Genomic DNA, 25,799 nt, shown 5'->3' on the forward strand with positions numbered 1-25,799 from the left:
GATAGCCCCATGGAACTACACATTCGCCTGGAGGGCCGCAAGGGCCTGGCCGAGCAGCTCTACCAGCAGCTGCGCAGCGCCATTGACAGCGGCCACCTGGCAGCCGGCACCCAGCTGCCTCCCACGCGCCTGCTGGCCGAGCAGTTGCGGATATCGCGCAAGACCGTGGCCGAAGCCTACTCGCGGCTGACCTACGACAACCTGCTCAGCGGCGTGGTCGGACGTGGCACCTTCGTCAGCCCACGCCGGGCCCTGCAAGCCAGCGACGTCGAGCCGATTGCCCTGGCCGCCGCCAGCAGCCTGGAACGCTGGCAGCAACGCGCCACCGTGCTCGGCCGCTCCGCGCTCGAGGCGCCCTCGCGTTACGACTTCGTCGGCGGCGTATCAGCCAAGAGCCAGTTTCCCTTCGATCAATGGCGCGCCTGCCTGCAGTACGCCCTGCGCTGCAGCCAGCGCCACAGCGAGCGCCAGTTCCCGGCCCAGGGCCTGCCCGAGCTGCGCGAAGCCATCGCCCATCACATTGCCTTCGCCCGCGGCGTACATTGCAGCGCCGCCGATGTGTTGGTGTGCAACGGCGCCCAGCAGGCGCTGGACCTGATCGCCCGGGTATTGATCGAACCCGGTACACGCGTGGCCATGGAGGATCCCGGCTACCCGCCGGCACGCCAGCTGTTTCTGGCGATGGGCGCCGATTTGCAGTCGGTGCCGGTGGACGATGAAGGGCTGTGCGTCGAGCAGATCGCTGACGGCACCCGGCTGATCTACGTGACGCCGTCACACCAGTTCCCGCTGGGCATGCCGATGAGCGAGCGGCGCCGACACGCCCTGCTCGCCCGCGCAGCCGAGTTGGGAGCGCTGATCATCGAGGACGACTACGACTGCGAGTTTCGCTATCAGGGCCCGGCCAGCGATGCGTTGCAACGCCTGGATAGACATGGGCTGGTGGCCTATGTCGGCACCTTTTCCAAGACCTTGCTGCCGGAGCTGCGCCTGGGCTATGCCGTACTGCCACCCAGCGTCCTGCGCGCCGCCTGCGTGGCCAAGCACCTCAGCGACTGGCACAGCCCGAGCCTGCAGCAGTGGGCGCTGGCGCGCTTCATCGGCGAAGGGCACCTGAACCGCCATATTCGCCGCTGCCACGACATCTATGCCGCGCGGCGCGAACGAATCCTCGCACGCCTGGAAAGCGACCTGGCGCCCTGGCTGAGCGCCGTACCGGCCAGCGCCGGCTTTCACCTCAGCGCCCTGGCCGCACCTGGAGTCGATGTGGAGTTGCTGGTCCGGCTGACACGCCGGGTCGAAGTCGGCGTCTATTCACTGGCGCCGTTCTTCAACGACGTGCCGGTGCGTCCGGGGCTGCTGATGGGCTTCGGCGCCATCGAGCGGCTGGACATCGACCCGGCGCTGGACCGCGTGCGCGACGCCCTGCAGCAGCTCAGTTGAGCGTCGTCGCCTGCAGCGAGCGCCCCCGCCGGGCCATGGCAGCGGCGTAGCCTTGGGGGGCAAAGCGTACGGTCACCAGCAGCATCGCCACCACGGTCAGCGTCAGCAGCGTCCAGGCAGCCTGGAAATCGCCGGTGAACGCGCGCAGCCAGCCGGTCACATAAGGCACGGTGCCGGTGACGATGAAGCCGACACCCTGCACGAAAGCAGCCAGGCTCCCCGCCTCGCCCGGTGTTTTAAGATGCTCGAGGGTCAGGGTAAGACTCAGGCTGAAGCACGCACCCAGCCCCAGGCCGATCATCGCCACCCAAAGCCCCATGGCCTGGGTAGGCGCCAGCAGCAAACCGAGAAACCCGCACAACTGGATCGCCAGCGCCAGCCACAGGCCAGGCCGCCGATCATGCAGGCGCCTAAGCAGCAAGGGCAGCCCCAGCGCGCCACTGACCTGGAAGATGGTCATCAACCCCACCAACTCACCACCCCCCTGAGCTGTACCGCCGTGCTCCAGGTGATAGGCCGGCAACCAGGCGACCATGCTGGTGTAGCCACCGTTGATCAGGCCGAAATACAGCGCCAGCAACCAGGCACGCCGATTACCGAACCAGTGGCCGCCGCTGGCCCCGGCCAGGTTAGGCGTGTCGTGGCGCGGGCGTAGCCAGGCCCAGCCGCACAGCGCAAGCAGCGCTGGCACTGCCCAGATGCCCAGCCCCGCCTGCCAGCGCCCCGCTGCCTCGCTGACGGCCGGGCCGAGCACCGCAGCCAGGCCACCACCGCTCATCAAGGCCGCCGAATACAACCCCATCGACGCCGCCAGACGGGTCGGAAACCAGCGATTGACCAGCCCGGGCATCATGCCCTGTACCACCGCCACTCCAACCCCGGCAACTGCCGCACTGGCGATCAACGCCCAAGCGCTGTCCAACTGCAGGCGCCACAGGCAGGCCACGGCAATCGCCAAAAGCCCTCCCAGCATCCCGCCATGCTCACTGATCCAACGCCGCAGCCAAGGCTGCAGCAAAGGTACCAACCCCATGCACAGCACCGGTAGCGCCGTGAGCAACGCCGCTTGCTGGTAGCCAAGCCCGGTGCTGTTGCGCATGGGTTCGAGCAAGGGACCAATGCTGGTCAGGATCGGCCGCAGGTTAAGGGCCAGCAGGATCACCAGCAGCAGGTTCAACGCGCCTCTCATGCCGGGTTCGCCTGCCGCCACTGCTGGTACAGGCCGCCCTCGCCCTCAGGCTTGAGCGCCCGCAATGGCAGGCTCTGCTGCTGCGGCGCACGTGCCATCTGCGCGTAGACCGCCGCCGTGGACAGCCCGTAAGGCTCGCCCTCGTCGTTGTCATAGGCAAACCATGCCCGCTCGATGCCGCACAGGTGCATGGCAGCCAGGCACATCGGGCACGGGTGGCCGCTGGCATAGACTTCAGCGCCGTCCAGACGCGACCGGCCCAAGGCCTGGGCGGCTTTGCGGATCGCCTGCAATTCGGCATGGGCGGTCGGGTCCTGGGTGCTGTGAATCTCGTTGACCGCACGGGCCACGACCTGGCCCTGATACACCAGTACTGCACCGAACGGGCGGCCACCCGCCTCGATATTGGCGCGGGCCAGCGCCAATGCTTCACGCATGAAGGTTTCGTTGGACATGAATCGATACTCCTCGAACAACAGGCAGCCATTATCCCGGCTGCTGGCGCGCGGCAGAAATGAAGAGATTGGATGCAGGTCAGTGGCCGCACGAATGCCGGCATTGGTCTCCCGGCAAATAGTGGGATTGGCTATCGGGCCCTGCAGGCAACGGCGCTACGCTGGCACCACGAATCACCCCTGACTTGAACTGACTGGAGAATCACCATGCACGATCGAATCGAATGGGCCAGGCACGCCCCTGAAGCCTACAAGGCCATGGTCGGCCTGGAGCAGGTCCTGGCCAAGTGCGGCCTGGAGCATTCACTGCTCGAACTTGTGCGCCTGCGCGCGTCGCAGATCAACGGCTGCGCCTATTGCGTGAATCTGCACGCCAACGATGCCCGCAAGGCAGGCGAAACCGAGGCACGCTTGCAGACCTTGAGCGTCTGGCAGGAAACCCGTTTCTTCACGCCCCGTGAGCGCGCCGCGCTGGCCTGGCTGGAAAGCCTCACCCGCTTGCCCGAACGCGGTGCACCGCAGGCCGAATACGAAGCGCTGCTCGAGCATTTCGAAGCGGGCGAAGTCGCCAACCTGACCCTGGCGATCGCTACCATCAATGCCTGGAACCGCTTTGGTGTCGGCTTTGCCATGGTGCCGGCTTGAGGTGGAGCCTTTGCGGCCGCCATGCGGCCCAGGCCATCTATGGGTTCACGCCCAGCCGGGTCCGATAACTCCCCGGACTCTGCCCCGTCCACTTCTTGAATGCACGATGAAAGGCGCTGGGCTCCTGGAACCCGGTCTGCTCGGCGATCTCGGCAATGCTCAACTGCCCCTCGCGCAATCGCTCGAACGCCATGGCCCGGCGCACTTCGTCCTTGATCTGCTGGTACGAGCGCCCCTCGCGCTCCAGTTGCCGGCGAAAGGTACTGGCGCTCAGGCCCTGGCGCTCGGCCATGGCAGTCAGGGTCGGCCACTGTCCGTAGCCACGGCTGCGCAGATGGCGATAAACCTCCGCCACCAGGTCGCCTTGGTTGCGAAAACGGATCACCAGGCCCTGTGGCGCGCTGCGCAGGAAGGTCTTGAGCGCGGCCAGGTCCTGCACCACCGGCAGGCGCAACCAGGCACTGTCGAACTCCACTTCGGTCCGCCCGCTGCCCAAGCGCAGGTCCGGTCCCCACAGCAGCGTGTCGTCGTCCTGTGCGGGGCGCGCCACGGCCAGCTCGGTGCGGTCGATGCTGATGCGTCTTCCAGCCAGCCAGCACAGCAGGCCGACGACCAGCACCAGAAAGGTTTCCTCGGCATAGACCCGGGTCAGAGGATCGCCGATGTTCGATTGCACGCTGATCACGGCACGCCCGCCGCGCACCGCAAAACTGCCGCGCAAATCGCGCAGGAACAGTGCGAAATTGCCCAGGCACTGGCGCAGGGCCTTTTCCAGGGTCAGCTCCTGGATCAAGCCACGGCAGATCAGGGCAAAGCTACCCATCGGCATGCCATGGCTGTCGAGACGGAAAAACTCGTCGTCCAGGTCTTCGATCAGCGCCAGCCACAGCCGGGCAAACGCCTTGGCCGGCACCCGCGCCTGGGGCTGGGCCAGCAGCGCCGGGTCGATGCCGACCGCACGCAGTTGCGCATCGCGCGCCTCGGGGCGATCGCGCAGGGCGTGGAGCATGGCATTGAGAAAGTACACCGCGACCGAATCGCTTTCGCGCATGACGGATATCCGCTGTCTATGCTGAGTGGCAAAAAATGCCAGGTTGACTGAGCAGTTTCGGCATAGGCCCTTTCTCGGCCTTTGCCTAGACTCGGAGCCCATCCGCAACGGTCGCCATTCTCGCAGAGCCCGGCACCGTCCCGCCACGCCTTCGCAATCGGAGCTATATATGAGCAGCGCAGAAATCTACGTCGTCAGTGCAGTGCGTTCGGCCATCGGTGGTTTTGGTGGTTCACTCAAGGACCTGCCGCTGGCCGACCTCGCCACCGCCGTAACGCGCGCTGCCATCGAGCGCTCGGGCGTGGCCGCCGAGCAGATCGGCCATGTGGTGATGGGCAACGTGATTCCGACCGAGCCCCGCGACGCCTACCTGGGCCGAGTGGCGGCGATGAACGCCGGCATTCCCAAGGAAACCCCGGCATTCAACGTCAACCGCCTGTGCGGGTCGGGCCTGCAGGCTATCGTATCCGCCGCCCAGGGCCTGCTGCTGGGCGATACCGACATTGCCCTGGCGGCTGGCGCCGAGTCCATGAGCCGCGGCCCTTACCTGCTCCCGCAAGCCCGTTGGGGTGCGCGCATGGGTGACCTGCAGGGCATCGACTACATGGTCGGCATCCTGCAGGATCCATTCGAAGGCTTCCACATGGGTATCACCGCAGAGAACGTCGCCGCCAAGCACGGCATCACCCGTGAAATGCAGGACGAACTGGCGTTGACCAGTCAGCGTCGCGCCGCCCGCGCCATCGCCGAAGGCCGCTTCGACAGCCAGATCGTGCCGATCGAACTGAAAACCCGCAAAGGCAGCGTGCAGTTCGCCATCGATGAGCACGTGCGCGGGGATGTCAGTGCCGAGCAGTTGGCGGGGATGCGCACCGCGTTCAAGAAAGACGGCAGCGTCACCGCTGGCAATGCCAGCGGGATCAACGACGGCGCCGCTGGCCTGGTCCTGGCTACTGGCGATGCGGTGCGCCGCCTGGGTCTCAAGCCGCTGGCACGGCTGGTGGCCTACGCCCATGCCGGGGTCGAACCTGAGCTGATGGGCCTGGGCCCGATCCCGGCCACGCGCAAGGTGCTGGAAAAAGCCGGCCTGTCGGTCAACGACCTGGACGTGATCGAATCCAACGAAGCCTTCGCCGCCCAGGCCTGCGCCGTGGCCCAGGCATTGGGCTTCGATCCGGAAAAGGTCAACCCCAACGGTTCGGGCATCTCGCTGGGCCACCCGGTCGGCGCCACCGGCGCGATCATCGCCACCAAGGCCATTCACGAGTTGCAGCGTATCCAGGGCCGCTATGCGCTGGCCACCATGTGCATCGGCGGCGGCCAAGGCATCGCCGTGGTCTTCGAGCGCGTGTGACGGGAGCATCGACATGACCATTCAACAGATCGCCGTGATCGGCGCCGGTACCATGGGCAACGGCATCGCCCAGGTGTGCGCGATAGCCGGTTTCCAGGTGTTGCTCATCGATGTCAGTGACGCTGCGCTGGAGCGCGGTGTCGCCACACTGAGCAAGAACCTGGAGCGCCAGGTCAGCAAGGGCACCCTTGAGGCGGACAAAGCCGAAGCAGCCAGGACACGCATCCGCACCAGTACCGACTACGCACAGCTGTCGAGCGCGCAACTGGTGATCGAGGCCGCCACCGAAAACCTGGCGCTCAAGCAGCGCATCCTCCAGCAGGTGGCCGCCAGTGTCGCTGCACAGTGCCTGATCGCCACCAATACCTCCTCGCTGTCGGTCACTCAGCTGGCCGCCAGCATCGAGCACCCTGAGCGGTTCATCGGCGTGCATTTCTTCAACCCGGTGCCGATGATGGCCCTGGTCGAGGTCATCCGTGGCCTGCAGACCAGCGATACGACCTACGCCCAGGCGCTGCTGGTCACCGAGAAACTGGGCAAGACACCGATCACTGCGGGCAATCGCCCGGGCTTCGTGGTCAACCGCATCCTGGTGCCGATGATCAATGAAGCGATCTTCGTGCGTCAGGAGGGACTGGCCAGCGCCGAGGATATCGACACGGGCATGCGCCTGGGCTGCAACCAACCGATCGGCCCGCTGGCTCTGGCCGACCTGATCGGCCTGGACACCCTGCTGGCGATCATGGAGGCCTTCCACGAGGGCTTCAACGACAGCAAGTACCGCCCTGCACCGCTGCTCAAGGAGATGGTTGCCGCCGGATACCTCGGGCGCAAGAGCGGCCGTGGTTTCTTCACCTACTGAGGAGCGCGCGCCATGCCAGTCACTGCTGCCCTGCGCTGCGCCAATTTCGAGGAACGCCGCGACAGGGCCATGGCGCTGTTCGCCGAAAAAGGCTTCGGCCAGGTCAGCATGCGCGAGCTGGCCGCGCATGTCGGGCTGACGGCGGGCTCGCTGTACCACCATTTCCCGAGCAAGCAGGACTTGTTGTTCGACCTGATCGAGGAACTGTACGAAGAACTGCTGGCTACGCTCGACCAGGGCCGCCGGGCACTGGCCCGGGGCAAGCCGGCACTGCCTGGCCTGATTGCCGCACACTGGCAACTGCATGCAGAACGGCCCTTGCAGTTTCGTCTGGCAGAGCGGGATTTCTGCTGCCTGAGCGAGGCTCAGCAGAGACGCCTGGGCGAGCTGCGCCAGGACTACGAAACCGGGCTGTTGCAACTGGTCGCGCCCAAGGCGCGGCATGGCGGCGAGGTGCTGGCAGCGGCCGGCCATGTGCTGGGCAGCTTGCTGAACCAGCTGCCGGGCGTGCTGCAAGCGCGTGGCGTGCCCGAGCTGCAGGGCGTCGGGCTGATGGAGAGCCTGGTGGCGGGCGGGATAGAGCGAGCGTTGGTGTGAACGGTACGCGCTTCGCGTCCCGCTCACACCACCCTCTGCGTCAGGACGCCGCCGAAGCTTCCTCGCCCACCACTTCACGCGCTGCGTAGCGCTGTGCCAGCACCGCACACACCATCAGCTGGATCTGGTGGAACAGCATCAGCGGCAGGATCATCGCGCCGATCCCGCTCCCCACGAACAATACCTGAGCCATCGGCACCCCGGTGGCCAGGCTCTTCTTCGAGCCGGCAAACAGGATGGTGATGCGGTCTTCGACGCTGAAGCCCAGCACGCGCCCCAGCAAGCGGGTACCGAGCAGCACCACCGCCAGCAACACGCCGCAGGCGACGAACAGACCCAGCAAGTGCTGCGGCGAGACGGTACTCCACAAGCCCGTCACCACCGCTTCACTGAACGCGGTATAGACCACCAGCAGGATCGAACCCTGGTCGACGATCTTCAGCCAGCGTGCATTCTTCTTGACCCAGGCGCCGATCCAGCGACGGGCGATCTGCCCGGCCACGAAGGGCACCAGCAGCTGCAAGGTGATCTTCAGTACTGCATCGAGCCCCGAACCGGTATCGCCGTCAGCCCCCAGCAACAGCATCACCAGCAACGGCGTAAGGAAGATACCCAGCAGGCTGGAGGCCGCCGCGCTGCAGATCGCTGCCGGGACGTTCCCACGTGCCAGCGAAGTGAAGGCGATGGCCGATTGCACGGTCGCCGGCAAGGCACACAGGTACAGCAAGCCCAGGTACAGCTCGTTGCCCACCAGCGGCACGAACAGGGGCTTGAACGCCAGGCCCAGCAACGGGAACAGGACGAAGGTGCACGAGAACACCAGGATGTGCAGGCGCCAGTGGCCGGCCCCGGCGATGATAGCCTCGCGGGACAGCTTGGCGCCGTGCAGGAAGAACAGCAGGGCAATCGCCAGGTTGGTCAGCCAGCCAAAGGCGACCGCGCCGTCACCCGAGCAGGGCAGCAAGGTGGCAAGCAGGACCACCGAGAGCAGGGTCAGGGTGAATTTATCGAAAAGCATGCGCAGGTACTTCATGAAGTGTCCGTCTTGTCATGGTGCAAGGCCTGACGATAAGGTCTGCGCTCTCTCGGCGCTAACGCCGGAACCCCCGCCAGTGTCGCTGAACGGACATTGGCCCTCTTCCAGGCAAGGAAACCTATCGATGTACAGCCTACGCCCCGTCCTGCTCACCCTGGCCCTGGCGGTGTCCGCCCCCCCTGCGCTGGCCGACGACCTGCAACGCCAGGTCGACGCCATCGTCCAGCCACTGATGCAGGCACAACACATTCCCGGCATGGCCGTGGCGGTCTACGCCAACGGCCAGGCGCACTACTTCAGCTACGGCGTGGCCGACAAGGACGACAACCGGCCTGTGACCCACGACACGCTTTTCGAGGTCGGCTCGGTGAGCAAGACCTATACCGCCACCCTCGTCGCCCTGGCCAGCGCCCAAGGCAAGCTCGACCTCGATGCCCCGGCCAGCCGCTACCAGCCAGCGCTGGCGAAGTCGGACCTGGGTACGGCGAGCGTGCTGGAGCTGGGCGCCTACAGTGCCGACTGCCTGCCCTTGCAGTTCCCCGACGCGGTGGCCAACGACGCGCAGGCGTTGGTGTTCCTCCAGCAATGGCAGCAGAAAACCGAGCGCGGCACCCGCCGTTGCTATTCCAATCCGAGCCTGGGACTGTTCGGCAACCTCGCGGCGCAGGCGCAGAAGCGCCCGTTCGCCGAACTGATGCAGCAAGGCCTGCTCCCGGGCCTAGGCCTGAAGCACACCTACCTGCAGGTCCCGGCAGCAGAACGCGGCCACTACGCCCAGGGCTACGACGCCAATGAGCGCCCGATTCGCGTAAGCCCTGGCGCCTTCGCCGACGAAGCCTACGGCATCAAGACCAGCGCTACCGACATGCTCACCTACCTGCGCGCGCAACTCGATCCACGGGGATTGTCGGCGGATATGGCCAAGGCGATCGCCATCACCCACGGCGGCTACTTCCAGGTGGGCGACATGACCCAGGGCCTGGGCTGGGAACGCTACCCCTACCCGGTCGCACTCGACACCCTGATCAAGGGCAATGGTGTGCAGATGATCCGTGAGCCGCAAATCGCTACACGGCTGCAACCCGCACAACCGGCCGGCCCGGCGTACTGGTACAACAAGACCGGGGCCACTACCGGGTTCGGTGCCTACGTCGCCTTTGTGCCTGCCAAGGGGGTCGCCATCGCGCTGCTCGCCAATCGCAATTACCCCAACGATGAACGGGTCCGCGCAGCCCACGCGATCCTGTCTGCCGTAGCGCCTTGAGTGCCATGCATTTCAAGGTGTTTGCGTAGAGGCTGAGAGGGGTTCGCCGAAAGATTTTCAGCGTCTATGAGATCGAGCGCCGCCCGCGCGGCGCTTCGCGGGCAAGCCCGCTCCTACATTTGTTTCGGGCCAGTTATGCCTGTGCCATAGGCGCTCGACGCCTGGTGTGTACGACTCGGTAACGCGCCGTGCGCTAAAGGGGTCGCGCGAAAATGCCACAGAATTCATTGGCCCGAAACAAATGTAGGAGCGGGCTTGCCCGCGAAGCGCCGCGCGGGCGGCGCTCGATCTCACAGACGCTGAACAGCTTCAGGCAAGCCCCTGCCAGCCCTCACACAATCGCACGCGAACACCTTGAAAGGGATGACCTTGAGTACACGCTCCCCCCCTGAAAAAGCAGGATTGTCCGACAAGATGTAGTGACTAAAAATTTTCACTACAAACCCATTGACGCCCTTCCCCAGCCTTGTGCATGATGAGGCCGTCTCCCTGATCGGGAGCGGTGGCAAGGGTGTTCCAGACGGCCTGCGCGGTAACGCAGGCCGTCCGTGGAGAGGGAAACTGTCCAAAAGGCAGCGTGAGAAAGCCCCTGTTGCGATGCTGCTGTAGCAGCCTTGGTAGAGCGCTACACCGCTGTGGCGCCAACTGTGAAAATCACCAACGAATGGGTAATGGGGGCTTTATGATGAACTTGAACAACAATCCTACGATCGACCAATTGGCTCAGCTGTTCGCCGCACGCAAGGACAGCCTCGACGACCACCTGCTGTGGGTCAGCCAGACTGGCGAGGTCCGCCTCGACCGCCTGCCGGCCAACACCGTCGAAGACGAATCCGACCTGCATATGCCCGACAGCATGTGCGCCCGTTTCAAGGTCTACCGCCGTGGCCAGGGCTACGTCGGCAAGAAGGCCGCCGCCGACACTCAGTTCGTCGAACGCGTACTCATGACCCTGCAACAAGAATGGCCTGCCGCCCGTGAGCAGCAGACCGTCAAGGTGATCGACCCACTCAACTGAGTTGTACACCGCTACTTGAGCCCGGCCCGCAAGGCCGGGCTTTTTCATGCCCGGAGCAGGCCCCTGCGATGGGCATCAATGAGGCGTCAGGATGACTTCTTGGCGGGCACCCGTGGCGTGAAGCGCCCTTTCTTGCTGCGCTGCAAGTGGGCCGGCTGAAGCTGCTCGGATTCGTCCAGGGTCATGTTGGCAAAACCCAGGTGAAAGGCCGTCTGGCCGCAACGTACCTGGCTGTTGATCGGGAATGCGTCGTTCAGGTCTTCGATATAGGACTCGCTCATACCCTGTCTCCCCTCCAAAGGCGACCGCGTCGGCAAGCAGCCTGCTTGCCCAGAGAAACACGGCTCGTTGAACTGAGACTAGCCGGTCATTTGCAGACCACCCGGACGAAAGACCTTTGCCCGACCAGTGGCACCTCGCCGCTATTTAAGACGCACAGCCGTCCCGGTGGCGAACACCACGACCATCCCACCCTGCACGGACGGCATGCTGATTTCGAAGTCCACGCCCACCACTGCATCGGCCTGCAAGCGACGTGCCCGCTCCAGCAGTTCCTCGGTGGCCTGCTCGCGCGCCTGGCGCAATGCGCTTTCCAGGGTTTGCGAGCGACCGCCGAAGAAGTCGCGCCAGCGTGCGAAGAAATCGCGCACGAAGTTGACGCCCTGCACCGATTCGGCGCTGACCACGCCGAGGTACTCGCTGATCGGGCGACCTTCGAGCTGGCTGGTGGTGGAAATGATCATGGGCACGGCTCCGTGGTTCTGGAAAACCCCAGATGCTAACAGAGCCTCGCGTTCGACAGGTTACTGCGCGCTGGCAGCTCGCAGGCGTTGGCCCAGGCGGGGCCCGAAGACATTGATCAGCAGCCCCAGCATCACCAGCAGCGCCCCCCAACCCTGTGCGGCGCTCAGGCGCTCGTCGAGCAGCCAGGCCGAGGAGCTCAGGCCGATCACCGGCACCAGCAGCGAAAATGGCGCGACCTTGCCGGCCGGGTGACGCGAGAGCAATGTGCTCCACAGGCTGTAGCCGAGCATGGTGGCGACCAGCGCCAGGTAGAGCAACGCCAGCACCGAACTCATGCCGATGTTGGCCAGCGCATGACCGATGCGCTGCGGCCCCTCCAACCACCACGACAGCGCCAGGAACGGCAGCGGCGGGATCAACCCGCCCCAGATCACCAGGGCCACCAGGTCCACCGAGCCAAAGCGCCGGGTAATGATATTGCCCATGCCCCACATGGCGCCGGCGCACAGGGTCAACAGCAGCGCCACCAATGGCACATGACTGCTGTCTTCGCTGCCGATCACCGCAAGGCCGCCGGCCGCCACCAGCAACCCGAGCACACTGGCCGGGCGCAACCGCTCCCCCAGAAACAGCGCAGCGAAACCCAAGGTGAAGAACGCCTGCGATTGCAGTACCAACGAAGCCAGCCCCGGAGGCATGCCGCTGTACATGGCCTGGAACAGGAAGGCGAACTGCCCGAGGGAGATGGTCGCGCCATAGGCGATCAGCCAGCGCCAGGGCAGGTTCGGGCGCTTGATGAAGAGGATCGCCGGAAAGGCCACCAGCATGAAACGCAAGGCGCCGAGCAGCATGGGCGGAAGGCCGTCGAGCCCGACCTTGATGACCACGAAGTTGACGCCCCAGGCAATGATCACCACCAGGGCGATCAGCAGGTCCTTGACTGGCATTGCGGTGTTCCTTCTATCAGGCATTTCACGACATATTTCGTTACAGCATAAGGGTATTCCTTCGCCAGCGACCAGCACAGTTGCGGCCTAGGGTTGCGCAACAGTCAGCTGTTTATGCAAGTGGTGGATGGTTTTGCAGTGACCTTTTCGCTATCCCAAAAGTCGATGCCTGCGCATTGACCATCTTGTATATACATGATGACATAAGAGCAGAGTCATCCCTCTGGATGCCCTCCCCGCCCTACAACAACAAACAAGCGGAGCCCCACATGTCCAGCAAGCCCGTGATCGAGCGGCGCTCGATCGACTACATTCCCGAAGCTGAACGCCACGGACGCGTGTACAGCCAGTTCACCCTGTGGCTGGGAGCCAATCTGCAGATCACCGCCATCGTGACCGGCGCCCTCGCCGTCGTGCTTGGCGGTGATGTGTTCTGGTCGCTGATCGGCCTGCTGCTGGGCCAAGTGATTGGCGGAGCGGTCATGGCCTTGCACGCCGCCCAGGGGCCGCGACTGGGGCTGCCGCAGATGATCTCCAGCCGCGTGCAGTTCGGCGTCTATGGCGCCGCCATCCCGATGGTGCTGGTGTGCTTGATGTACCTGGGGTTCACTGCCACCGGCACGGTGCTGTCGGGCCAGGCTATCGGCCAGTTGCTCAGTGTCAGCGACAGTGCCGGTATCCTGATCTTCGCTGGCGTGATCGTACTGGCCACCCTCGCCGGCTACCGCGTGATCCACTGGATCGGCCGTGTCGCCAGCGTGCTGGGAATCATTGCGTTCGTCTATCTGTTCAGCCGTATCCTGATGCTCGCCGATATCGGCCAACTGCTCGACAACCGCCACTTCAGCTGGGCCTCGTTCCTGTTGGCGGTGTCGCTGGCCGCCTCGTGGCAGATCGCCTTCGGCCCCTATGTCGCCGATTATTCACGCTACCTGCCCAGCAACACGTCGCCGCTCAAGACCTTCCTCGCCGCCGGCCTGGGCTCGGTGATCGGCGCCCAGGCATCGATGATCCTCGGCGTGTTCGCCGCAGCGATTGCCGGCGGTCAGTTTTCGGGGCGTGAAGTGGCCTACATCGTCGGCCTGGGTGGCGCCGGCACCACCGCGGCGCTGCTGTACTTCGCCATCGCCTTCGGCAAGGTGACCATCTCAACCCTGAACAGCTACGGCAGCTTCATGTGCATCGCCACGATCATCAGCGGTTTTCGCGGCAGCCTGCAGATCAGTCGCTTGCAGCGCTTGTTGTTCGTGCTCGGCATCGTGGGTGCTGCGACGCTGGTGGCCCTGCTCGGTCAGCATTCGTTCCTGAGTGCGTTCAAGTCGTTCATCCTGTTCCTGCTGACCTTCTTCGTGCCCTGGAGCGCGGTCAACCTGGTGGACTACTACTTCATTACCCGCGAGCGTTACGACATCCCTGCCCTGGCCGATCCCGACGGGCGCTATGGCCGCTGGAACTGGCCCGGCATCATCGTCTACAGCATCGGCGTGCTGATCCAGATGCCCTTCATTGACACCAAGCTGTACACCGGGCCCATGGTTGCGCACCTGGGCGGTGTCGATGTGTCGTGGCTGATCGGGTTGGTGGTACCCAGCGTGCTGTATTACTGGGTTGCCCGTGGCAAGGCCAGGCAAGCGCCGGCGCAGTTGATCGAACCCCAGGCACATTGACCGACGACACCGGTCTTTTGCAGAAGCGGCCTTTCGCTACAAAAAGCCGCTTCTGCCGTCAGTCCCGATAATCCGGCGCCACTTTCTCCAGCAAGCGCAACAGCGCCCCCCAGGCCAGCCCCATGGCATCCGGGTCCGCCAGCTCACCGGGCTTGAGCGGCCTCGCCGGAGCATTGAACTGCTGCTCGGTATGCGCGCAGACCTCGGGCGATGGCAGCACCACCTTCCCGGCACTCTGCGCCGCCAACTGGATCTCGCAGGCCTTCTCCAGGTAGAACATGCGCAGAAACGCCTCGCCGGCCGTGCGCCCCACCGTCAGCAGCCCATGATTGCGCAGGATCATCACCGGCTTGTCCCCGAGGTCGGCGACCAGTCGCTGCTGCTCGTCCATGTCCAGGGCGACACCCTCATAGTCGTGGTAAGCGACCTTGCCGTAGAACTCCATGGAGATCTGGTTGACCGGCAGCAGCCCGCACTCGAGCGCCGCCACCGCGCACCCGGCACGGGTGTGGGTGTGCAACACACACTGGGCATCCTCGCGTGCGCCGTGGATGGCGCTGTGGATGACGAAGCCAGCCGGATTGACCGGGTACGGCGACGCCTCCACGGCACGCCCTTGCAGGTCGATTTTCACCAGGTTGGACGCGGTGATTTCCTCGAACAGCAGGCCATAGGGGTTGATCAGAAAATGATGCTCGGGGCCGGGCACGCGCACCGAGATGTGGGTGAAGATCAGGTCCGTCATGCGGAAATGCGCAATCAGCCGATAACAGGCGGCCAGTTCCTCACGCAGGGTACGTTCGCTGGGGTGCATGGTGTCATCCAGGGTTGTTCTTGTGGGGACGAGCTTATCCCAGTACGAAGGGATGAGCCGAACGCTAGTCCTGCCAAAGTAAAAAAACAAGTTGATTTTTTACTTAAGGTACACTTCCATGAAAAAAAACAAGAACGCACGCTGGAGCTCGTACGCATGTCGACTGCCTTCGCTCACCTGTTCGAACCCTTGCAGATCCGTGGCAAACGCCTGAAGAACCGCATCATGTCCAGTGGTCACGACACCTGCCTGCCCACCGACAATCTGGTCAACGACAAGCTTGTCGCCTATCAGCGCGCCCGCGCCGAGGGCGGCGCCGGCCTGATCGTGCTGCAGGTCGCCGGGGTTCACGACAGTGCGCGCTACACCTCGCATGTGCTGATGGCCACCGACGATGCCTGCATCGACGGTTACCGACGTATCGCCTAGGCCTGCCACGCACACGGCACCGTGGTGCTGTCGCAGCTGTTCCATCCCGGCCGGGAGATCATGGAATCGGCCGATGGCCTGCTGGCAGTGGCCTACTCGGCCTCGGCGGTGCCCAACGAGCGCTTTCGCGTGATGCCGCGCGCCCTGGAGCAGCCCATGATCGACGAAATCGTCCAGGGCTACGCCAGTGCAGCCCGGCGCCTGCACCAGGCCGGGCTGGACGGCGTCGAAGTGGTGGCCAGCCACGGTTACCTGCCCGCGCAGTTTCTCAATCCTCGCGTCAACCGTCGTATCGATGGCTACAACGGCGACCTCGAAGCACGCCTGCGTTTTCTGCGCGAAGTGCTGGCAGCGGTGCGTGCAGCCACTGACGAACAGTTCATCGTCGGCCTGCGCATCAGTGCCGACGAGCGTGACAGCGAAGGCTTGAGCGAAGACGAATCACTGGCGGCCGCCATCGCGGTGCAGAATCAGGTCGATTACCTGCACATCGTCGCCGGCACCTCGGCGACCCTGGGTGGCGCGGTGCATATCGTCCCACCGATGGCCATCGAACCGGCCTACCTGGCCCGCGAAGCCGGTAGTTTCAAGGCGCGCCTGGACATCCCGCTGTTCGTCACTGGCCGTATCAACCAGCCGCAGGAAGCCGAACTGATTCTCGCCCGTGGCCAGGCCGATGTGTGCGGCATGACCCGTGCGCTGATCTGCGACCCGCAAATGCCGGCCAAGACCGAACAAGGCCGTGTCGAGGACGTGCGCGCCTGCATCGCCTGCAACCAGGCCTGCATCGGCCACTTCCATCGTGGCTTGCCGATCTCCTGCATCCAGCACCCGGAAACCGGTCGTGAACTGCAGTACGGCACCGTCACACCGGCCCCGCAGCGCAAGCGTATCCTGGTGGCTGGCGGTGGTCCGGCAGGCATGAAGGCGGCCATCGTCGCCGCCGCCCGAGGCCATGAAGTGACGCTGTACGAAGCGGGCCCGCAGCTCGGCGGCCAGGTGCTGCTGGCGCAACTGCTGCCACGGCGCAGCGAGTTCGGCGGCGCCAGCACCAACTTGCAGCGCGAACTGGCACTGGCAGGGGTGCAGGTGGTACGCAATACCCGTGTAGACCGCGCGCTGGTCGAGCGCGAACGGCCAGACCTGGTGATCGCGGCCACCGGTGCCACCCCCTACTGGCCTGCATTTGAGCGCAGCGGCGAGCTGCAGGTGGTGGATGCCTGGCAGGTGCTGCGCAACGAGCACGCCCTGGGGCGCTCGGTGCTGGTGCTGGACTGGCGCTGCGACTGGATCGCCCCAGGCATCGCCGAACGCCTGGTGCGCGAAGGTCATCAGGTGCAACTGGCTGTCAATGGCACTCACTGCGGCGAGAGCCTGCCGCTCTACGTGCGTGACCAGATGGCCGGCGAACTGCACCGCCTGGGTATCCCCATCACCCCCTACGCCCGCCTCTATGGCACCGACGACAACACCGTGTACTTGCAGCACACCGCCAGTGGCGAACCCATGATCTTCGAACAGATCGACACCCTGGTGCTGTGCCTCGGTCACCAGCCTGTCGACACCCTGGCCCAGGAACTGGCCGGGCTGGTCGAAGTACGGCGCATCGGCGATTGCTTGGCTCCACGAACAGCTGAAGAGGCAATCCATGACGGCCTGGCGGTTGCCTGGTCGCTCTGAGGCTGGTCATACTCCCGGTTTTTACCGATGGACCGACCCTCGATGAGCCAGCGCCCCCTCGTCCCGCAACTCGCCGAAGGCGGTGCCGCCGCGCCGCAGTTCCTCGGCACCCGCATCCGCGGCCTGCGCAAGCGCCGCGGCATGACCCTGGCGGAGCTGGCCCGCCTCAGCGAGTTGACCGCCGGCTACATCAGCCAGCTGGAACGCAACCTGTCATACCCCTCGATCCCAGCGCTGTTCAATATCGCCCGCAGCCTGGGGGTGACCATCCAGTGGTTCTTCGCCAGCGAAGCCAGCACCGCGCCCGAGGACCAGGGCTTCGTGGTGCGCAGGCAAAGCCGTCTGAGCGTGCATTACGAAGATGGCGTGGTCGACCAGTTGCTCACCCCGCAGCCCAACCGCCAGCTGGAGATGCTGCATTCGCGCTTCCCGCCGGGCGCCTACAGCCAGGAGAGCTACAGCCACGAAGGCGAGGAAGCCGGGTATGTGTTGTCAGGGCGTTTCGAGCTGTGGGTGGGAGAGCGCCACTTCCTGCTCGATGAAGGCGACAGCTTCAGTTTTCCCAGCCAGGAGCCGCACCGCTATGGCAACCCTGGCGAGGTGGACACGGTGGTCATCTGGGTGATCACGCCGCCCACCTTCTGACCGCTGGCCTGCGCCTGACCGTCATTTTTCATTCACACCGCTGTCGTAATCTGCCGGACATATCTGTGCCTCAAGGATCCCGGCATGCCCCGCCCACTCGCTCTTCTGCTCTGCCTGCTGCCCCTGCTGGCTCAGGCGGAGCCAGCCACACTGCGTATCCAGGGCTCCAACACCATCGGCGCGGCGCTGGGCCCTGCGCTGGTGCGTGGGCTGCTGCAAAGCCAAGGTGCGCAAGACATCCGCAGCGAGCGCGGGAAACAGCCCAACGAGACTGATATCCGTGCCCGCGACGCCCAGGGTCAGCCATTGCTGATCACGATCGCCGCCCATGGTTCCAGCACCGGCTTCAGTGCCCTGGACAGTGGCGAAGCCGACCTTGCCGCCGCCTCGCGCCCGATTTCCGACCAGGAAGTGCTGCGACTGCAGCGCCTGGGCGACCTGCGCAGCGCGGCCAGCGAGCAGGTGATCGGCCTGGACGGCGTTGCGGTCATGGTGCACCCCGACAACCGCCTGCAGCAGTTGAGTACCGCGCAACTGGCCCAGGTCTTCTCCGGCCAGATCCAACGCTGGGAACAACTCGGTGTAGCGGGCGGCCCCATTCACCTGTACTCCCGTGACGATCGCTCCGGCACCTTCGAAACCTTTCGCGCGCTGGTACTGCAACCACGGGCACTGGAGCTCTCGCCACGGGCCAAACGCTTCGAATCCGGCGATGCCTTGGCCGAACGGGTCAAGGCCGATCCCGCGGCCATCGGTTTCAGCAGCCTGACCACAGTGCATGGCGCCAAGCTGCTGGCCATCGCCGAAGGCGATGCACCGGCCCTGTTGCCAACCGCCGCTGGCGTGGCCAGCGAAGACTATCCGCTGTCGCGGCGGTTGTTCTTCTACCTGCCGGCCCAAGCGACCGACCAGGCCAGGGCGCTGGCTGAATTCACCCAGGGCCCTGCCGGGCAGGCCATTGTCGCCGCTCAGGGTTTCGTCTCGCAGCAGGTCAAGGCAGTGCCGGTCGCAGTGCAGGCCGAGATGCCCGCGCAATACCGTGCCCTGGCTGCGGAGGCCCGGCGGCTGAGCGTCAACTTCCGCTTCCAGGAGGGCAGCGCCAGCCTCGACAACAAGGCCCTGCGCGATGTGCAGCGGGTCAGCGACTATCTGCGCCAGGTCGGCAAACTGCATGACAAAACGGTACTGGTGGGCTTTGGCGACCCCAAGGAAACGCCCGGCCGCGCCGCCCTGCTCTCGCGCCTGCGCGCCATGGCCGTGCGCCGTGAACTGGCGCGCAGCGGCGTGGAGATCCGGGATGTCACCGGCATGGGTGATGAACTGCCGGTAGCCGACAACGACCTGGAACAGGGGCGCCTGCGCAATCGCCGGGTGGAGGTGTGGGTCTACTGACCTGCCTGGCGCTTGCCCCAGGAGGCGCGATACGCGTACCGTGCCGGGCATTCCCGTGCAGGAGAACCGTCGCGTGTCCCTCAAAGCCCTGCGTACCCTGGTCACCATCGCCCGCCACGGCACCTTCGCCCGCGCCGCCGACCTGCTGAGCCTGACCCCTTCGGCGGTAAGCCTGCACATCAAGACACTCGAAGACGAACTGCAAGTGCCGCTGTTCGACCGCAGCCGTCGCCAGGTGATACTCACCGAAGCCGGGCAACTGGCCGTAGCGCGCGCCGAAAGCATTCTCGCCTCCTACGACGAGCTGGCCGATACCCTGGCCAGCGGCCCGAGCCTGCGTGGACGCCTGCGTATCGGTGCGATCCATACCGTGCTCGCCCGGCGCCTGCCGAAGGCGCTGGTGTGGATCAAGGCGCACCATCCGCAACTGCACATCAGCGTGGTCTCGGGCATGTCCGCGGAACTGGCGCGGCGGATCGAGGACGGTGAGCTGGACGCCGCCATTACCACCGAACCGGTCAGCCCCTACCCGCAGAGCCTGCAGTTCAGTCCGCTGTTCTCCGACCGTTTCTGGGCCGTGGCCAGCCCCGACCTGGCTGGGCAAAGCCTGGCGCAACTACTCGCCAACCAGCCGTTCCTGCGCTTCGACAAACGCGCCTGGGCCGGTCGGCAGATCGAACAGGAACTGCGCCGCCAGCATTTGCAGGTCAGCGAACAGATGGAGCTGGACAGCCAGGAGGCCCTGGCACGCATGGCTGCAATGGGCCTCGGGGTGGCGATCATCCCGATGAGCGACGACGACCTGCAACGGCTGCCGCCCGCCACGGTGCTGCCTTTTGGCGAGCCGCAACTGAGCCGCCACGTGGTGTTGCTGGAACATGAAAAGAGCCAACGCCGGCACCTGAGCGCGGTACTCAAGACCGCCCTGGGCAGTTGATCAGGCAACTGTTTACAACCATGCAGTTTTTCTCAACGGTGAATGCAGAAAACAACGTTTTTTTCTGCTGACTCACCTCGCTAACCTGTGCCGGTACCCGACCACGGAACCGCAACCATGCTGCCTCTGCTCCTCACCACCCTGGTGCCCATCATCTTGCTGATCGCCCTGGGCACCCTGTTGCGGGTGCGCGGTTTTCTCGCGGAGGGTTTCTGGCCCGGCGCCGAGCGCCTGAGCTATTACGTGCTGCTGCCCTCACTGTTCCTGCATGGCCTGGCCACCGCCAACCTGGACGGAGTACCGGTGTTCGGCATGGTTGGGGTGCTGATGCTCTCGACCCTCGCAGGCGCGCTGCTGCTGGTGCTCTACCAGGGCGCGGCAGCCCACGATGGTGCTGATTTCACCTCGGTGTTCCAGGGTGGCATACGCTTCAACAACTACATTGGCGCGACCCTGGCGGCGGGCATCTACGGCAGCGCCGGCATCGCCCTGGCGGCCGTGGCCAACGCGGCGATCGTGCCGCTGGTCAATCTGCTTTGCGTACTGGTATTCGCCCGTTTCAGTGCTCGCCACAGCTCGCCACTGACCGTGCTGCGGGCGATCTTCGCCAATCCGTTGATCGTAGGTTGCGCGGGTGGCCTGCTGCTGCGGGTCACCGGGCTTGGCCTGCCGGCGGGGCTGGAGCCGACGGTCAAGGCCCTTGGCCAGGCCGCCCTGCCCCTCGGCTTGCTGTGCGTCGGAGCGGCCCTGGGCGGCGCGCGGATGGGTCAGCAGGTCAAACCACTGGTGGCCGCCTCGGCGTTCAAGTTCCTGGTCATGCCACTGACCACCTTCGGCCTGTGTCGCCTGCTCGGCCTCAGCGGCCAGGCCGCCGTGGTGGCCGTGCTGTTCCAGGCACTGCCCACCGCGTCGTCGTCCTACGTCATGGCCCGGCAGATGGGGGGCAACGCGCCGCTGATGGCGACCATCATCGCCTTGCAGACCGTCGCCGCAGCGGTCACCCTGCCATTGATGCTGAGCCTCACACTGAGTTGAAACCACTGGCTAGAATGTAATCAGCTCACTGACGCGGAAGCCCGATCATGCGCCACTCGTGGATGGTCATCAGCCTGTTCCTGGCCCTGCCTGCAGGCCCGTTGCATGCCGCCGACAGCGCCAAGGCCGCAGTCGCTGAAGACAAGGCCCAGGCGCTGGAACAGAAAGTGGTAAACGACTCCCCGCCACCCAAGGCGCCGGAGAAGATCACCCCCACCGAGGTGCAGGCCGTGGATCCGGCCGGGCAAGCGCCGCTGGACGACAGCATCACCTGCCTTGCCCGCACCCTCTACTGGGAGGCCAAGGGCGCTGACGAGCAAGACATGAGCGCAGTGGCCAGTGTAGTGCTCAACCGCCTGGGCAAGGACGGCTTCCCCGACACCATCTGCGGCGTGGTCAAGCAAGGCGTCGAGAGCAAGAGCTGCCAGTTCTCCTGGTGGTGTGACGGGCGCCCTGACCAGGTCGAGGAAAAGGAGCGCTACGAGGTCGCCAAGGAAATCGCGCGCAAGGCATTGAACCAGCAGCTGCAGGACAGCACCGCGGGGGCGCTGTACTTCCATGATCGCACTGTGCGGCCAGATTGGGCCAAGGCCTATCGGCGCACAGCGCAGACCACGCATTTCATCTTCTACAAGCCCAACCAGGCACTGGCGCGATAGCGAGGCGACGGGCCATCAGAAATCGATGGTCCCGGAGAACTTGACCAGCCGTGGGTCGCCCTGGGTCAGATAACCGCCGTTGGCCGAGGCCCAATAGTTCTTGTCGGTCAGGTTTTCGACGTTCATGCGCAAGGTGATGTCTTTTTCCTGCACCTTGAAGCGATAGCGCGCGCCCACGTCGAAGCGGTTCCAGGTCGGCAGGCTGAGGGTGTTGGCCGGGTTGGCGTACTGCCCGCCGGTGCGCAGCATGCGGGCATTGAGCGCCACGCCGTCGAGCCCAGGCACATCCCAGTCGACGCTGGCATTGAGCTGGAAGGTCGGGACCCCCACCGCTTTGTTGCCATCGTTGGTGCCGTTCTGGGTGTTCTTCAGCTCCGTGTCCATGCGCGTGCCACCGGCCATCAGGCGCAGGCCCGGCACCGGCTCGCCAAATACGCTGAGCTCGATCCCCTTGTTGACCTGCTCGCCGTCCTGCACATAGAGGTTGCCCTGCACGTAGCCATCGGTGGGCCGCTCGATACGGAACACCGCCAGGTTGGCACCGTAGGTCTGGCGGTCGAACTTGATGCCCGCCTCGATCTGCTTGGTCTTGGCCGGTGGGAACACCTCACCGACGTTGACCACCTGGCCCGACGCCGTGGCGCCCTGGGCCAGGCCCTGGATGCTGTTGGCGTACAACGAGACCGACGGGTTGAGCTTGTAGACGATGCCATACACTGGTGTGGTGACCGCTTCGTCGTAGAACGCAGTGCGCCCGGCGTCCACACCCGTGCCGCGGTAGGCATAGCCTTCGACACGCAGTTGCTGGCGGCGTACGCCAGCGGTGAGCAGCAGCGTGTCGTCGAACAGCCCCACGGTATCGGACAGCGCCAGGCTGCGGTTGCGGGTCTTGCCGGTCACACCTGGGTCGTCGAGCATGCCGCCGACCAGCGTAGGCGTTGTCGGTTTGGGCAGTGGGCTGGTGTTGTAGATATTCGTGTTCTGCGAACTGTAGAAGACGTAGGCGTTTTCCTGCTGGGTCCAGATGCTCGCGGCACCGAGATTCAACTGGTGGCTCACCGGGCCCGTCTGGAAGCGGCCGTTGATCCCGGCCATCAGGCTGGTGTTGTCTTCGTTGTGCGGGATCTGCGAGCCGCCGATGGTCGCGGCGCCCGTGGCAGCGTTGGTGAGGACCGGCGTGCCATAGAAACCGTTCTCGCGGGTGTGCTTGACGCCCCCGCTGATGTAGCCGCTCCAGTTCTCGTTGAAGTCGTAGTCGCCGCGCAGCATGCCGAAGGTATCCTCGGTCTCGGTCCACGACCAATCCTGGCCGTAGTTGTGATCGGCGCTCGGAGCACGCGGGATGCTGGTCACCGCCGAGCCCAGGCGCACCGAGTTGCGCAGGTGATTGACGCGCTGCTTCTGGTAACCGATGTCGGCCGACAGGCGCAGTTGGTCACCACGATAGTCCAGGCCTGCAACGAACAGCTTGCTGCGTTGGTCCTGGTCGTCCACGGCGGTTTCGCCTTCACGCTGGGACAGGTTCAGGCGCGCGCCGAAACGGTTGTCTTCACCGAAACGCTGGCCGATGTCCAGGTGCTCGCCGATGCGCCCATCGCTGCTGATGTCCTGGGTATAACGACGAGTCGGCGTGTCGCCGGCGCGCTTGGGCTGCAGGTTGACGTTGCCACCAAGGCCGGTGCCAGTGGGGCTGGCGCCGTTGAGGAACGCATTGGGGCCCTTGAACAGCTCGACCCGCTCTACCGCGTCGGTGGAGATCATCTGCCGTGGCAGCACGCCGTACAGGCCATTGAACGACACGTCGTCGCCGCTCAACGGCAGGCCGCGGATCACGAAGACCTGGGACTGGTTGCCAAAGCCGAACGACTGGCGCACCGAGGGGTCATTGAGCAGCACATCACCAATGTCCTCGGCCTGTTGATCCTCGATCAACTGCGAGGTGTAGCTGGTCATGGTGAACGGCACGTCCATCATGTCCTGGTTGCCCAGCACGCCCATCTGCCCGCCACGGGCCAGCTGCCCACCTGCGAAGGCCTCCGGCAACTGGGTGCGAGGCGCCTTGACGGCATCGGCGTTGATCGCGGTGGCGTCGAGCTCCAGCGGCGCATCAGCGGCATGGGCGGCTACGCCAAGGGAACAGCAGAGGGCGAGCAGGGTCGGACGAAAAGGACAGGAACGTGCCATGAAAGGCTCCCGATGAAGTGAATGGAGCGCCTTCCTGGCATGCATGATTGCGATTGAGTCGTGTTTATAATGGATATTGCGAATTATTTCCAATCAATTGCACTTTTTCGCCCTTCGCCGGTCTACTGCCTCTTTTGCCGCAACAATCGGTTGTCGGTGGTTTACTGCAACGCACAAGACGAGGCCAAAAGCCTGCAGCTTGTGTAGGATGGGCAGCGCCAACACGAGGTCGCTGCCAGTCATAGGGAGATTCTTGATGCGCGTCCTGTCATCTGTTGCCTGCCTTGGCGCCCTGTCACTCGGCCTGGTCATTTCCACCAGTGCCCTGGCGATCAGCGGCGACGAAGCGCAACTGATCGAGTCGATCAATGCCTACCGCAGCCAGGCCCAGCGCTGCGGCGACGCAGGTTCGCTGGAGTTGCCGCCGCTCAATAGCGACACCCGTCTGGCGCTGTCGCCGGAAGGCACCCGCGACCTGCAGCAGGCCATGACCCGTGCCGCCTACCCCATGGTCAATGTCCAGGCCATCAGCTTGTCCGGGCCACGGGATGCCAAGGCGGCGATGAGCGCCATCGAAGAAAGCTTCTGCCAGGTGGTGCTCGACCCGCAGTTCGTGGATATCGGTGTCAGCCAGGAAGGCCGCGACTGGCGCATCGTGCTGGCACGCCCGCTGCTCAGCGGGCGCCTCGGCGACTGGCAAGCCGAAGGCCAGAAACTGCTGCAGGAGGTCAACGCCGCGCGCAAGATACCGCGCCAATGCGGTGGGCAGCCTTTCGCAGCAGCAGCGGCCCTGAGCTGGAATACCACGCTGGCCGGTGTCGCCGCCAACCACACGCGGGCGATGGCCAACCAGAACTTCTTCGACCACATCGACCGCGACGGCCGCACGCCGGGTGATCGGGCCGAGCTTGCCGGCTATCTCTATCAGCAGATCGGCGAAAACATCGCTGCCGGCCGCGATACGCCACGCAAGGTGGTCGATGGCTGGCTGGCCAGCCCTGGCCACTGCGCAACGCTGATGAACCCGGATTACCGCGAATTGGGCGCAGCCTATGCCGTAGATCCCAAGAGCGATGCGGGGATCTACTGGACGGCATTGTTCGGGTCGCCGCAGTAAGGCGGATGCATGGGGCCGCTGCGCGCCCCATCGCGGGTCAAGTCGGAGCGCCGCCCCCCGCTCCTGCAGATAGGATCAAGGGTGCCTCGCCCCGCCATCAGACTGGTCAAATGGCGCGCAGCGTCTTTACTTAACGCTACGACCCTCAGGAACGGTGCAGCCTATGAAGATCGTAGTCACCAGCATCCTCGTCGACGACCAGGCCAAGGCTCTGGCTTTCTATCATCACGTTCTGGGCTTCCAGCCCAAACACGACATCCCGATGGGCCAGTACCGCTGGCTCACCCTCACCTCCCCCAACGACCCCAATGGTGTCGAGCTGCTGCCCGAGCGCGACGCTCATCCGGCTGCCAAAACCTACAAGGCCGCGCTCAAGGCCGACGGCATCCCGGCCACCTCCTTCGCCGTGCGTGACATCCAGGCCGAGTACACGCGCCTGTGCGCCGGCGGCGTGCAGTTCACCCAGCCGCCTACGCCAATGGGGCCTGTCACCGTGGCGGTGTTCGACGATACCTGTGGCAACCTGATCCAGATCGCCCAACGCCATTGATCACAGCGGACTGCCGGCAGAGGCGACAGCCCTCACGGCATCCGCTACATTCTGTTTACCCGCCAGCGCACATAGAACAAGGAAA

The 25,799-nt window shown here is 64.8% G+C and carries 24 protein-coding genes and 1 pseudogene; 16 read left to right on the plus strand and 9 right to left on the minus strand.

Annotated features, from left to right (window positions below; all coding sequences use genetic code 11):
• Nucleotides 1-9: 9 nt before the first annotated feature.
• Complete coding sequence (locus ACK3BK_RS13385) at nt 10-1,443, plus strand: PLP-dependent aminotransferase family protein (RefSeq protein WP_411382587.1); 1,434 nt, start codon at nt 10-12, stop codon at nt 1,441-1,443.
• Here the strand turns inward: ACK3BK_RS13385 and ACK3BK_RS13390 are convergent.
• A complete protein-coding gene (locus ACK3BK_RS13390) occupies nt 1,436-2,632 on the minus strand; it encodes a cyanate transporter (RefSeq protein ID WP_411382588.1) in 1,197 nt (398 codons plus the stop codon). The two genes, ACK3BK_RS13385 and ACK3BK_RS13390, sit on opposite strands and share 8 nt — an antisense overlap.
• A complete protein-coding gene (locus ACK3BK_RS13395) occupies nt 2,629-3,087 on the minus strand; it encodes a nucleoside deaminase (RefSeq protein ID WP_186664370.1) in 459 nt (152 codons plus the stop codon). Before ACK3BK_RS13395 ends, ACK3BK_RS13390 begins: the two co-directional genes overlap by 4 nt.
• 207 nt (nt 3,088-3,294) lie before the next feature.
• On the opposite strand from ACK3BK_RS13395, the gene ACK3BK_RS13400 reads away from it, so the two are divergent.
• Complete coding sequence (locus tag ACK3BK_RS13400) at nt 3,295-3,732, plus strand: carboxymuconolactone decarboxylase family protein (protein ID WP_186711473.1); 438 nt, start codon at nt 3,295-3,297, stop codon at nt 3,730-3,732.
• 37 nt (nt 3,733-3,769) lie between these two features.
• Here ACK3BK_RS13400 and ACK3BK_RS13405 read toward each other — a convergent pair whose 3' ends face one another.
• On the minus strand, nt 3,770-4,783 hold the full coding sequence (locus tag ACK3BK_RS13405) for an AraC family transcriptional regulator (protein ID WP_186664366.1): 1,014 nt from the start codon (nt 4,781-4,783) through the stop codon (nt 3,770-3,772).
• A gap of 169 nt (nt 4,784-4,952) precedes the next feature.
• Between ACK3BK_RS13405 and ACK3BK_RS13410 the strand changes: the two genes are divergently transcribed.
• The 3 genes from ACK3BK_RS13410 to ACK3BK_RS13420 are packed head-to-tail and all read left to right on the plus strand — an operon-like array spanning nt 4,953 to nt 7,596.
• On the plus strand, nt 4,953-6,137 hold the full coding sequence (locus ACK3BK_RS13410; protein WP_186664364.1) for an acetyl-CoA C-acyltransferase family protein: 1,185 nt from the start codon (nt 4,953-4,955) through the stop codon (nt 6,135-6,137).
• 13 nt (nt 6,138-6,150) lie between these two features.
• Nucleotides 6,151-6,999, plus strand: a complete 849-nt coding sequence (locus ACK3BK_RS13415; protein ID WP_065862766.1) for a 3-hydroxybutyryl-CoA dehydrogenase — start codon at nt 6,151-6,153, stop codon at nt 6,997-6,999.
• Nucleotides 7,000-7,011: 12 nt separating this feature from the next.
• Nucleotides 7,012-7,596, plus strand: a complete 585-nt coding sequence (locus ACK3BK_RS13420) for a TetR/AcrR family transcriptional regulator (protein WP_186664362.1) — start codon at nt 7,012-7,014, stop codon at nt 7,594-7,596.
• A gap of 40 nt (nt 7,597-7,636) precedes the next feature.
• Here the strand turns inward: ACK3BK_RS13420 and ACK3BK_RS13425 are convergent, their stop codons facing one another.
• Nucleotides 7,637-8,629, minus strand: coding sequence for a bile acid:sodium symporter family protein (locus ACK3BK_RS13425; RefSeq protein ID WP_186664360.1), 993 nt, complete (start codon nt 8,627-8,629; stop codon nt 7,637-7,639).
• 127 nt (nt 8,630-8,756) lie between these two features.
• Between ACK3BK_RS13425 and ampC the strand changes: the two genes are divergently transcribed.
• Both ampC and ACK3BK_RS13435 read left to right on the plus strand, forming a co-directional pair.
• Nucleotides 8,757-9,896, plus strand: a complete 1,140-nt coding sequence (gene ampC / locus ACK3BK_RS13430) for a class C beta-lactamase (protein ID WP_411382589.1) — start codon at nt 8,757-8,759, stop codon at nt 9,894-9,896.
• A 682-nt stretch (nt 9,897-10,578) separates the two neighbouring features.
• Nucleotides 10,579-10,914, plus strand: coding sequence for a hypothetical protein (locus ACK3BK_RS13435; protein WP_186664356.1), 336 nt, complete (start codon nt 10,579-10,581; stop codon nt 10,912-10,914).
• Between the two features lie 86 nt (nt 10,915-11,000).
• Here ACK3BK_RS13435 and ACK3BK_RS13440 read toward each other — a convergent pair whose 3' ends face one another.
• From ACK3BK_RS13440 to ACK3BK_RS13450, 3 genes are all read right to left on the minus strand, one after another.
• Entirely contained in the window at nt 11,001-11,195 is a 195-nt protein-coding gene (locus ACK3BK_RS13440) for a hypothetical protein (protein ID WP_186664354.1), read from the minus strand.
• Between the two features lie 141 nt (nt 11,196-11,336).
• Entirely contained in the window at nt 11,337-11,657 is a 321-nt protein-coding gene (locus tag ACK3BK_RS13445; RefSeq protein WP_186708985.1) for a YbjQ family protein, read from the minus strand.
• A gap of 60 nt (nt 11,658-11,717) precedes the next feature.
• Nucleotides 11,718-12,605 (minus strand): EamA family transporter, encoded by an 888-nt coding sequence (locus tag ACK3BK_RS13450; protein ID WP_411382590.1) that lies wholly within the window; start codon nt 12,603-12,605, stop codon nt 11,718-11,720.
• A 269-nt stretch (nt 12,606-12,874) separates the two neighbouring features.
• Here ACK3BK_RS13450 and ACK3BK_RS13455 point away from each other — a divergent pair, with 269 nt between their 5' ends.
• A complete protein-coding gene (locus tag ACK3BK_RS13455; protein ID WP_186664349.1) occupies nt 12,875-14,272 on the plus strand; it encodes a purine-cytosine permease family protein in 1,398 nt (465 codons plus the stop codon).
• Nucleotides 14,273-14,330: 58 nt separating this feature from the next.
• On the opposite strand, the gene ACK3BK_RS13460 is transcribed toward ACK3BK_RS13455, so the two are convergent.
• On the minus strand, nt 14,331-15,086 hold the full coding sequence (locus ACK3BK_RS13460) for a class II aldolase/adducin family protein (protein ID WP_186664347.1): 756 nt from the start codon (nt 15,084-15,086) through the stop codon (nt 14,331-14,333).
• Nucleotides 15,087-15,242: 156 nt separating this feature from the next.
• Here ACK3BK_RS13460 and ACK3BK_RS13465 point away from each other — a divergent pair.
• From ACK3BK_RS13465 to ACK3BK_RS13490, 6 genes and pseudogenes are all read left to right on the plus strand, one after another.
• Nucleotides 15,243-17,195 (plus strand): annotated as a pseudogene (locus ACK3BK_RS13465) (FAD-dependent oxidoreductase).
• A 42-nt stretch (nt 17,196-17,237) separates the two neighbouring features.
• Nucleotides 17,238-17,840 (plus strand): cupin domain-containing protein, encoded by a 603-nt coding sequence (locus ACK3BK_RS13470; RefSeq protein ID WP_186664345.1) that lies wholly within the window; start codon nt 17,238-17,240, stop codon nt 17,838-17,840.
• 84 nt (nt 17,841-17,924) lie between these two features.
• Nucleotides 17,925-19,232, plus strand: a complete 1,308-nt coding sequence (locus tag ACK3BK_RS13475; protein ID WP_411382591.1) for a substrate-binding domain-containing protein — start codon at nt 17,925-17,927, stop codon at nt 19,230-19,232.
• 73 nt (nt 19,233-19,305) lie between these two features.
• Entirely contained in the window at nt 19,306-20,169 is an 864-nt protein-coding gene (locus ACK3BK_RS13480) for a LysR family transcriptional regulator (RefSeq protein WP_411382592.1), read from the plus strand.
• A 117-nt stretch (nt 20,170-20,286) separates the two neighbouring features.
• The gene (locus ACK3BK_RS13485) at nt 20,287-21,204 is read left to right on the plus strand and encodes an AEC family transporter (RefSeq protein WP_411382593.1); all 918 of its coding nucleotides are present in this window, start codon (nt 20,287-20,289) and stop codon (nt 21,202-21,204) included.
• Nucleotides 21,205-21,251: 47 nt separating this feature from the next.
• Nucleotides 21,252-21,863 (plus strand): cell wall hydrolase, encoded by a 612-nt coding sequence (locus ACK3BK_RS13490; protein ID WP_411382594.1) that lies wholly within the window; start codon nt 21,252-21,254, stop codon nt 21,861-21,863.
• 15 nt (nt 21,864-21,878) lie between these two features.
• Here ACK3BK_RS13490 and ACK3BK_RS13495 read toward each other — a convergent pair whose 3' ends face one another.
• Entirely contained in the window at nt 21,879-24,047 is a 2,169-nt protein-coding gene (locus ACK3BK_RS13495; RefSeq protein ID WP_186664335.1) for a TonB-dependent receptor, read from the minus strand.
• A gap of 256 nt (nt 24,048-24,303) precedes the next feature.
• On the opposite strand from ACK3BK_RS13495, the gene ACK3BK_RS13500 reads away from it, so the two are divergent.
• Together ACK3BK_RS13500 and ACK3BK_RS13505 are read left to right on the plus strand one after the other, a co-directional pair.
• Nucleotides 24,304-25,164, plus strand: coding sequence for a CAP domain-containing protein (locus tag ACK3BK_RS13500; protein WP_186664333.1), 861 nt, complete (start codon nt 24,304-24,306; stop codon nt 25,162-25,164).
• Between the two features lie 163 nt (nt 25,165-25,327).
• Complete coding sequence (locus ACK3BK_RS13505; protein WP_411382595.1) at nt 25,328-25,714, plus strand: VOC family protein; 387 nt, start codon at nt 25,328-25,330, stop codon at nt 25,712-25,714.
• Nucleotides 25,715-25,799: the final 85 nt, after the last annotated feature.

Source organism: Pseudomonas sp. L7 (genome assembly GCF_046605565.1).
Taxonomy (GTDB): Bacteria; Pseudomonadota; Gammaproteobacteria; order Pseudomonadales; family Pseudomonadaceae; genus Aquipseudomonas; species Aquipseudomonas wayambapalatensis.

Excerpts from the sequence above, each read along its gene's own strand:
- ACK3BK_RS13405 (WP_186664366.1), bottom strand. The coding sequence starts at position 4,783 with ATGCGCGAAAGCGATTCGGTCGCGGTGTACTTTCTCAATGCCATGCTC.
- ACK3BK_RS13460 (WP_186664347.1), bottom strand. The coding sequence starts at position 15,086 with ATGCACCCCAGCGAACGTACCCTGCGTGAGGAACTGGCCGCCTGTTAT.
- ACK3BK_RS13500 (WP_186664333.1), top strand. The coding sequence starts at position 24,304 with ATGCGCGTCCTGTCATCTGTTGCCTGCCTTGGCGCCCTGTCACTCGGC.
- ACK3BK_RS13420 (WP_186664362.1), top strand. The coding sequence starts at position 7,012 with ATGCCAGTCACTGCTGCCCTGCGCTGCGCCAATTTCGAGGAACGCCGC.
- ACK3BK_RS13395 (WP_186664370.1), bottom strand. The coding sequence starts at position 3,087 with ATGTCCAACGAAACCTTCATGCGTGAAGCATTGGCGCTGGCCCGCGCC.
- ACK3BK_RS13490 (WP_411382594.1), top strand. The coding sequence starts at position 21,252 with ATGCGCCACTCGTGGATGGTCATCAGCCTGTTCCTGGCCCTGCCTGCA.
- ACK3BK_RS13470 (WP_186664345.1), top strand. The coding sequence starts at position 17,238 with ATGAGCCAGCGCCCCCTCGTCCCGCAACTCGCCGAAGGCGGTGCCGCC.
- ACK3BK_RS13440 (WP_186664354.1), bottom strand. The coding sequence starts at position 11,195 with ATGAGCGAGTCCTATATCGAAGACCTGAACGACGCATTCCCGATCAAC.
- ACK3BK_RS13495 (WP_186664335.1), bottom strand. The coding sequence starts at position 24,047 with ATGGCACGTTCCTGTCCTTTTCGTCCGACCCTGCTCGCCCTCTGCTGT.
- ACK3BK_RS13455 (WP_186664349.1), top strand. The coding sequence starts at position 12,875 with ATGTCCAGCAAGCCCGTGATCGAGCGGCGCTCGATCGACTACATTCCC.
- ampC (WP_411382589.1), top strand. The coding sequence starts at position 8,757 with ATGTACAGCCTACGCCCCGTCCTGCTCACCCTGGCCCTGGCGGTGTCC.
- ACK3BK_RS13435 (WP_186664356.1), top strand. The coding sequence starts at position 10,579 with ATGATGAACTTGAACAACAATCCTACGATCGACCAATTGGCTCAGCTG.
- ACK3BK_RS13410 (WP_186664364.1), top strand. The coding sequence starts at position 4,953 with ATGAGCAGCGCAGAAATCTACGTCGTCAGTGCAGTGCGTTCGGCCATC.
- ACK3BK_RS13475 (WP_411382591.1), top strand. The coding sequence starts at position 17,925 with ATGCCCCGCCCACTCGCTCTTCTGCTCTGCCTGCTGCCCCTGCTGGCT.
- ACK3BK_RS13505 (WP_411382595.1), top strand. The coding sequence starts at position 25,328 with ATGAAGATCGTAGTCACCAGCATCCTCGTCGACGACCAGGCCAAGGCT.
- ACK3BK_RS13415 (WP_065862766.1), top strand. The coding sequence starts at position 6,151 with ATGACCATTCAACAGATCGCCGTGATCGGCGCCGGTACCATGGGCAAC.
- ACK3BK_RS13445 (WP_186708985.1), bottom strand. The coding sequence starts at position 11,657 with ATGATCATTTCCACCACCAGCCAGCTCGAAGGTCGCCCGATCAGCGAG.
- ACK3BK_RS13400 (WP_186711473.1), top strand. The coding sequence starts at position 3,295 with ATGCACGATCGAATCGAATGGGCCAGGCACGCCCCTGAAGCCTACAAG.
- ACK3BK_RS13390 (WP_411382588.1), bottom strand. The coding sequence starts at position 2,632 with ATGAGAGGCGCGTTGAACCTGCTGCTGGTGATCCTGCTGGCCCTTAAC.
- ACK3BK_RS13385 (WP_411382587.1), top strand. The coding sequence starts at position 10 with ATGGAACTACACATTCGCCTGGAGGGCCGCAAGGGCCTGGCCGAGCAG.
- ACK3BK_RS13485 (WP_411382593.1), top strand. The coding sequence starts at position 20,287 with ATGCTGCCTCTGCTCCTCACCACCCTGGTGCCCATCATCTTGCTGATC.
- ACK3BK_RS13425 (WP_186664360.1), bottom strand. The coding sequence starts at position 8,629 with ATGAAGTACCTGCGCATGCTTTTCGATAAATTCACCCTGACCCTGCTC.
- ACK3BK_RS13450 (WP_411382590.1), bottom strand. The coding sequence starts at position 12,605 with ATGCCAGTCAAGGACCTGCTGATCGCCCTGGTGGTGATCATTGCCTGG.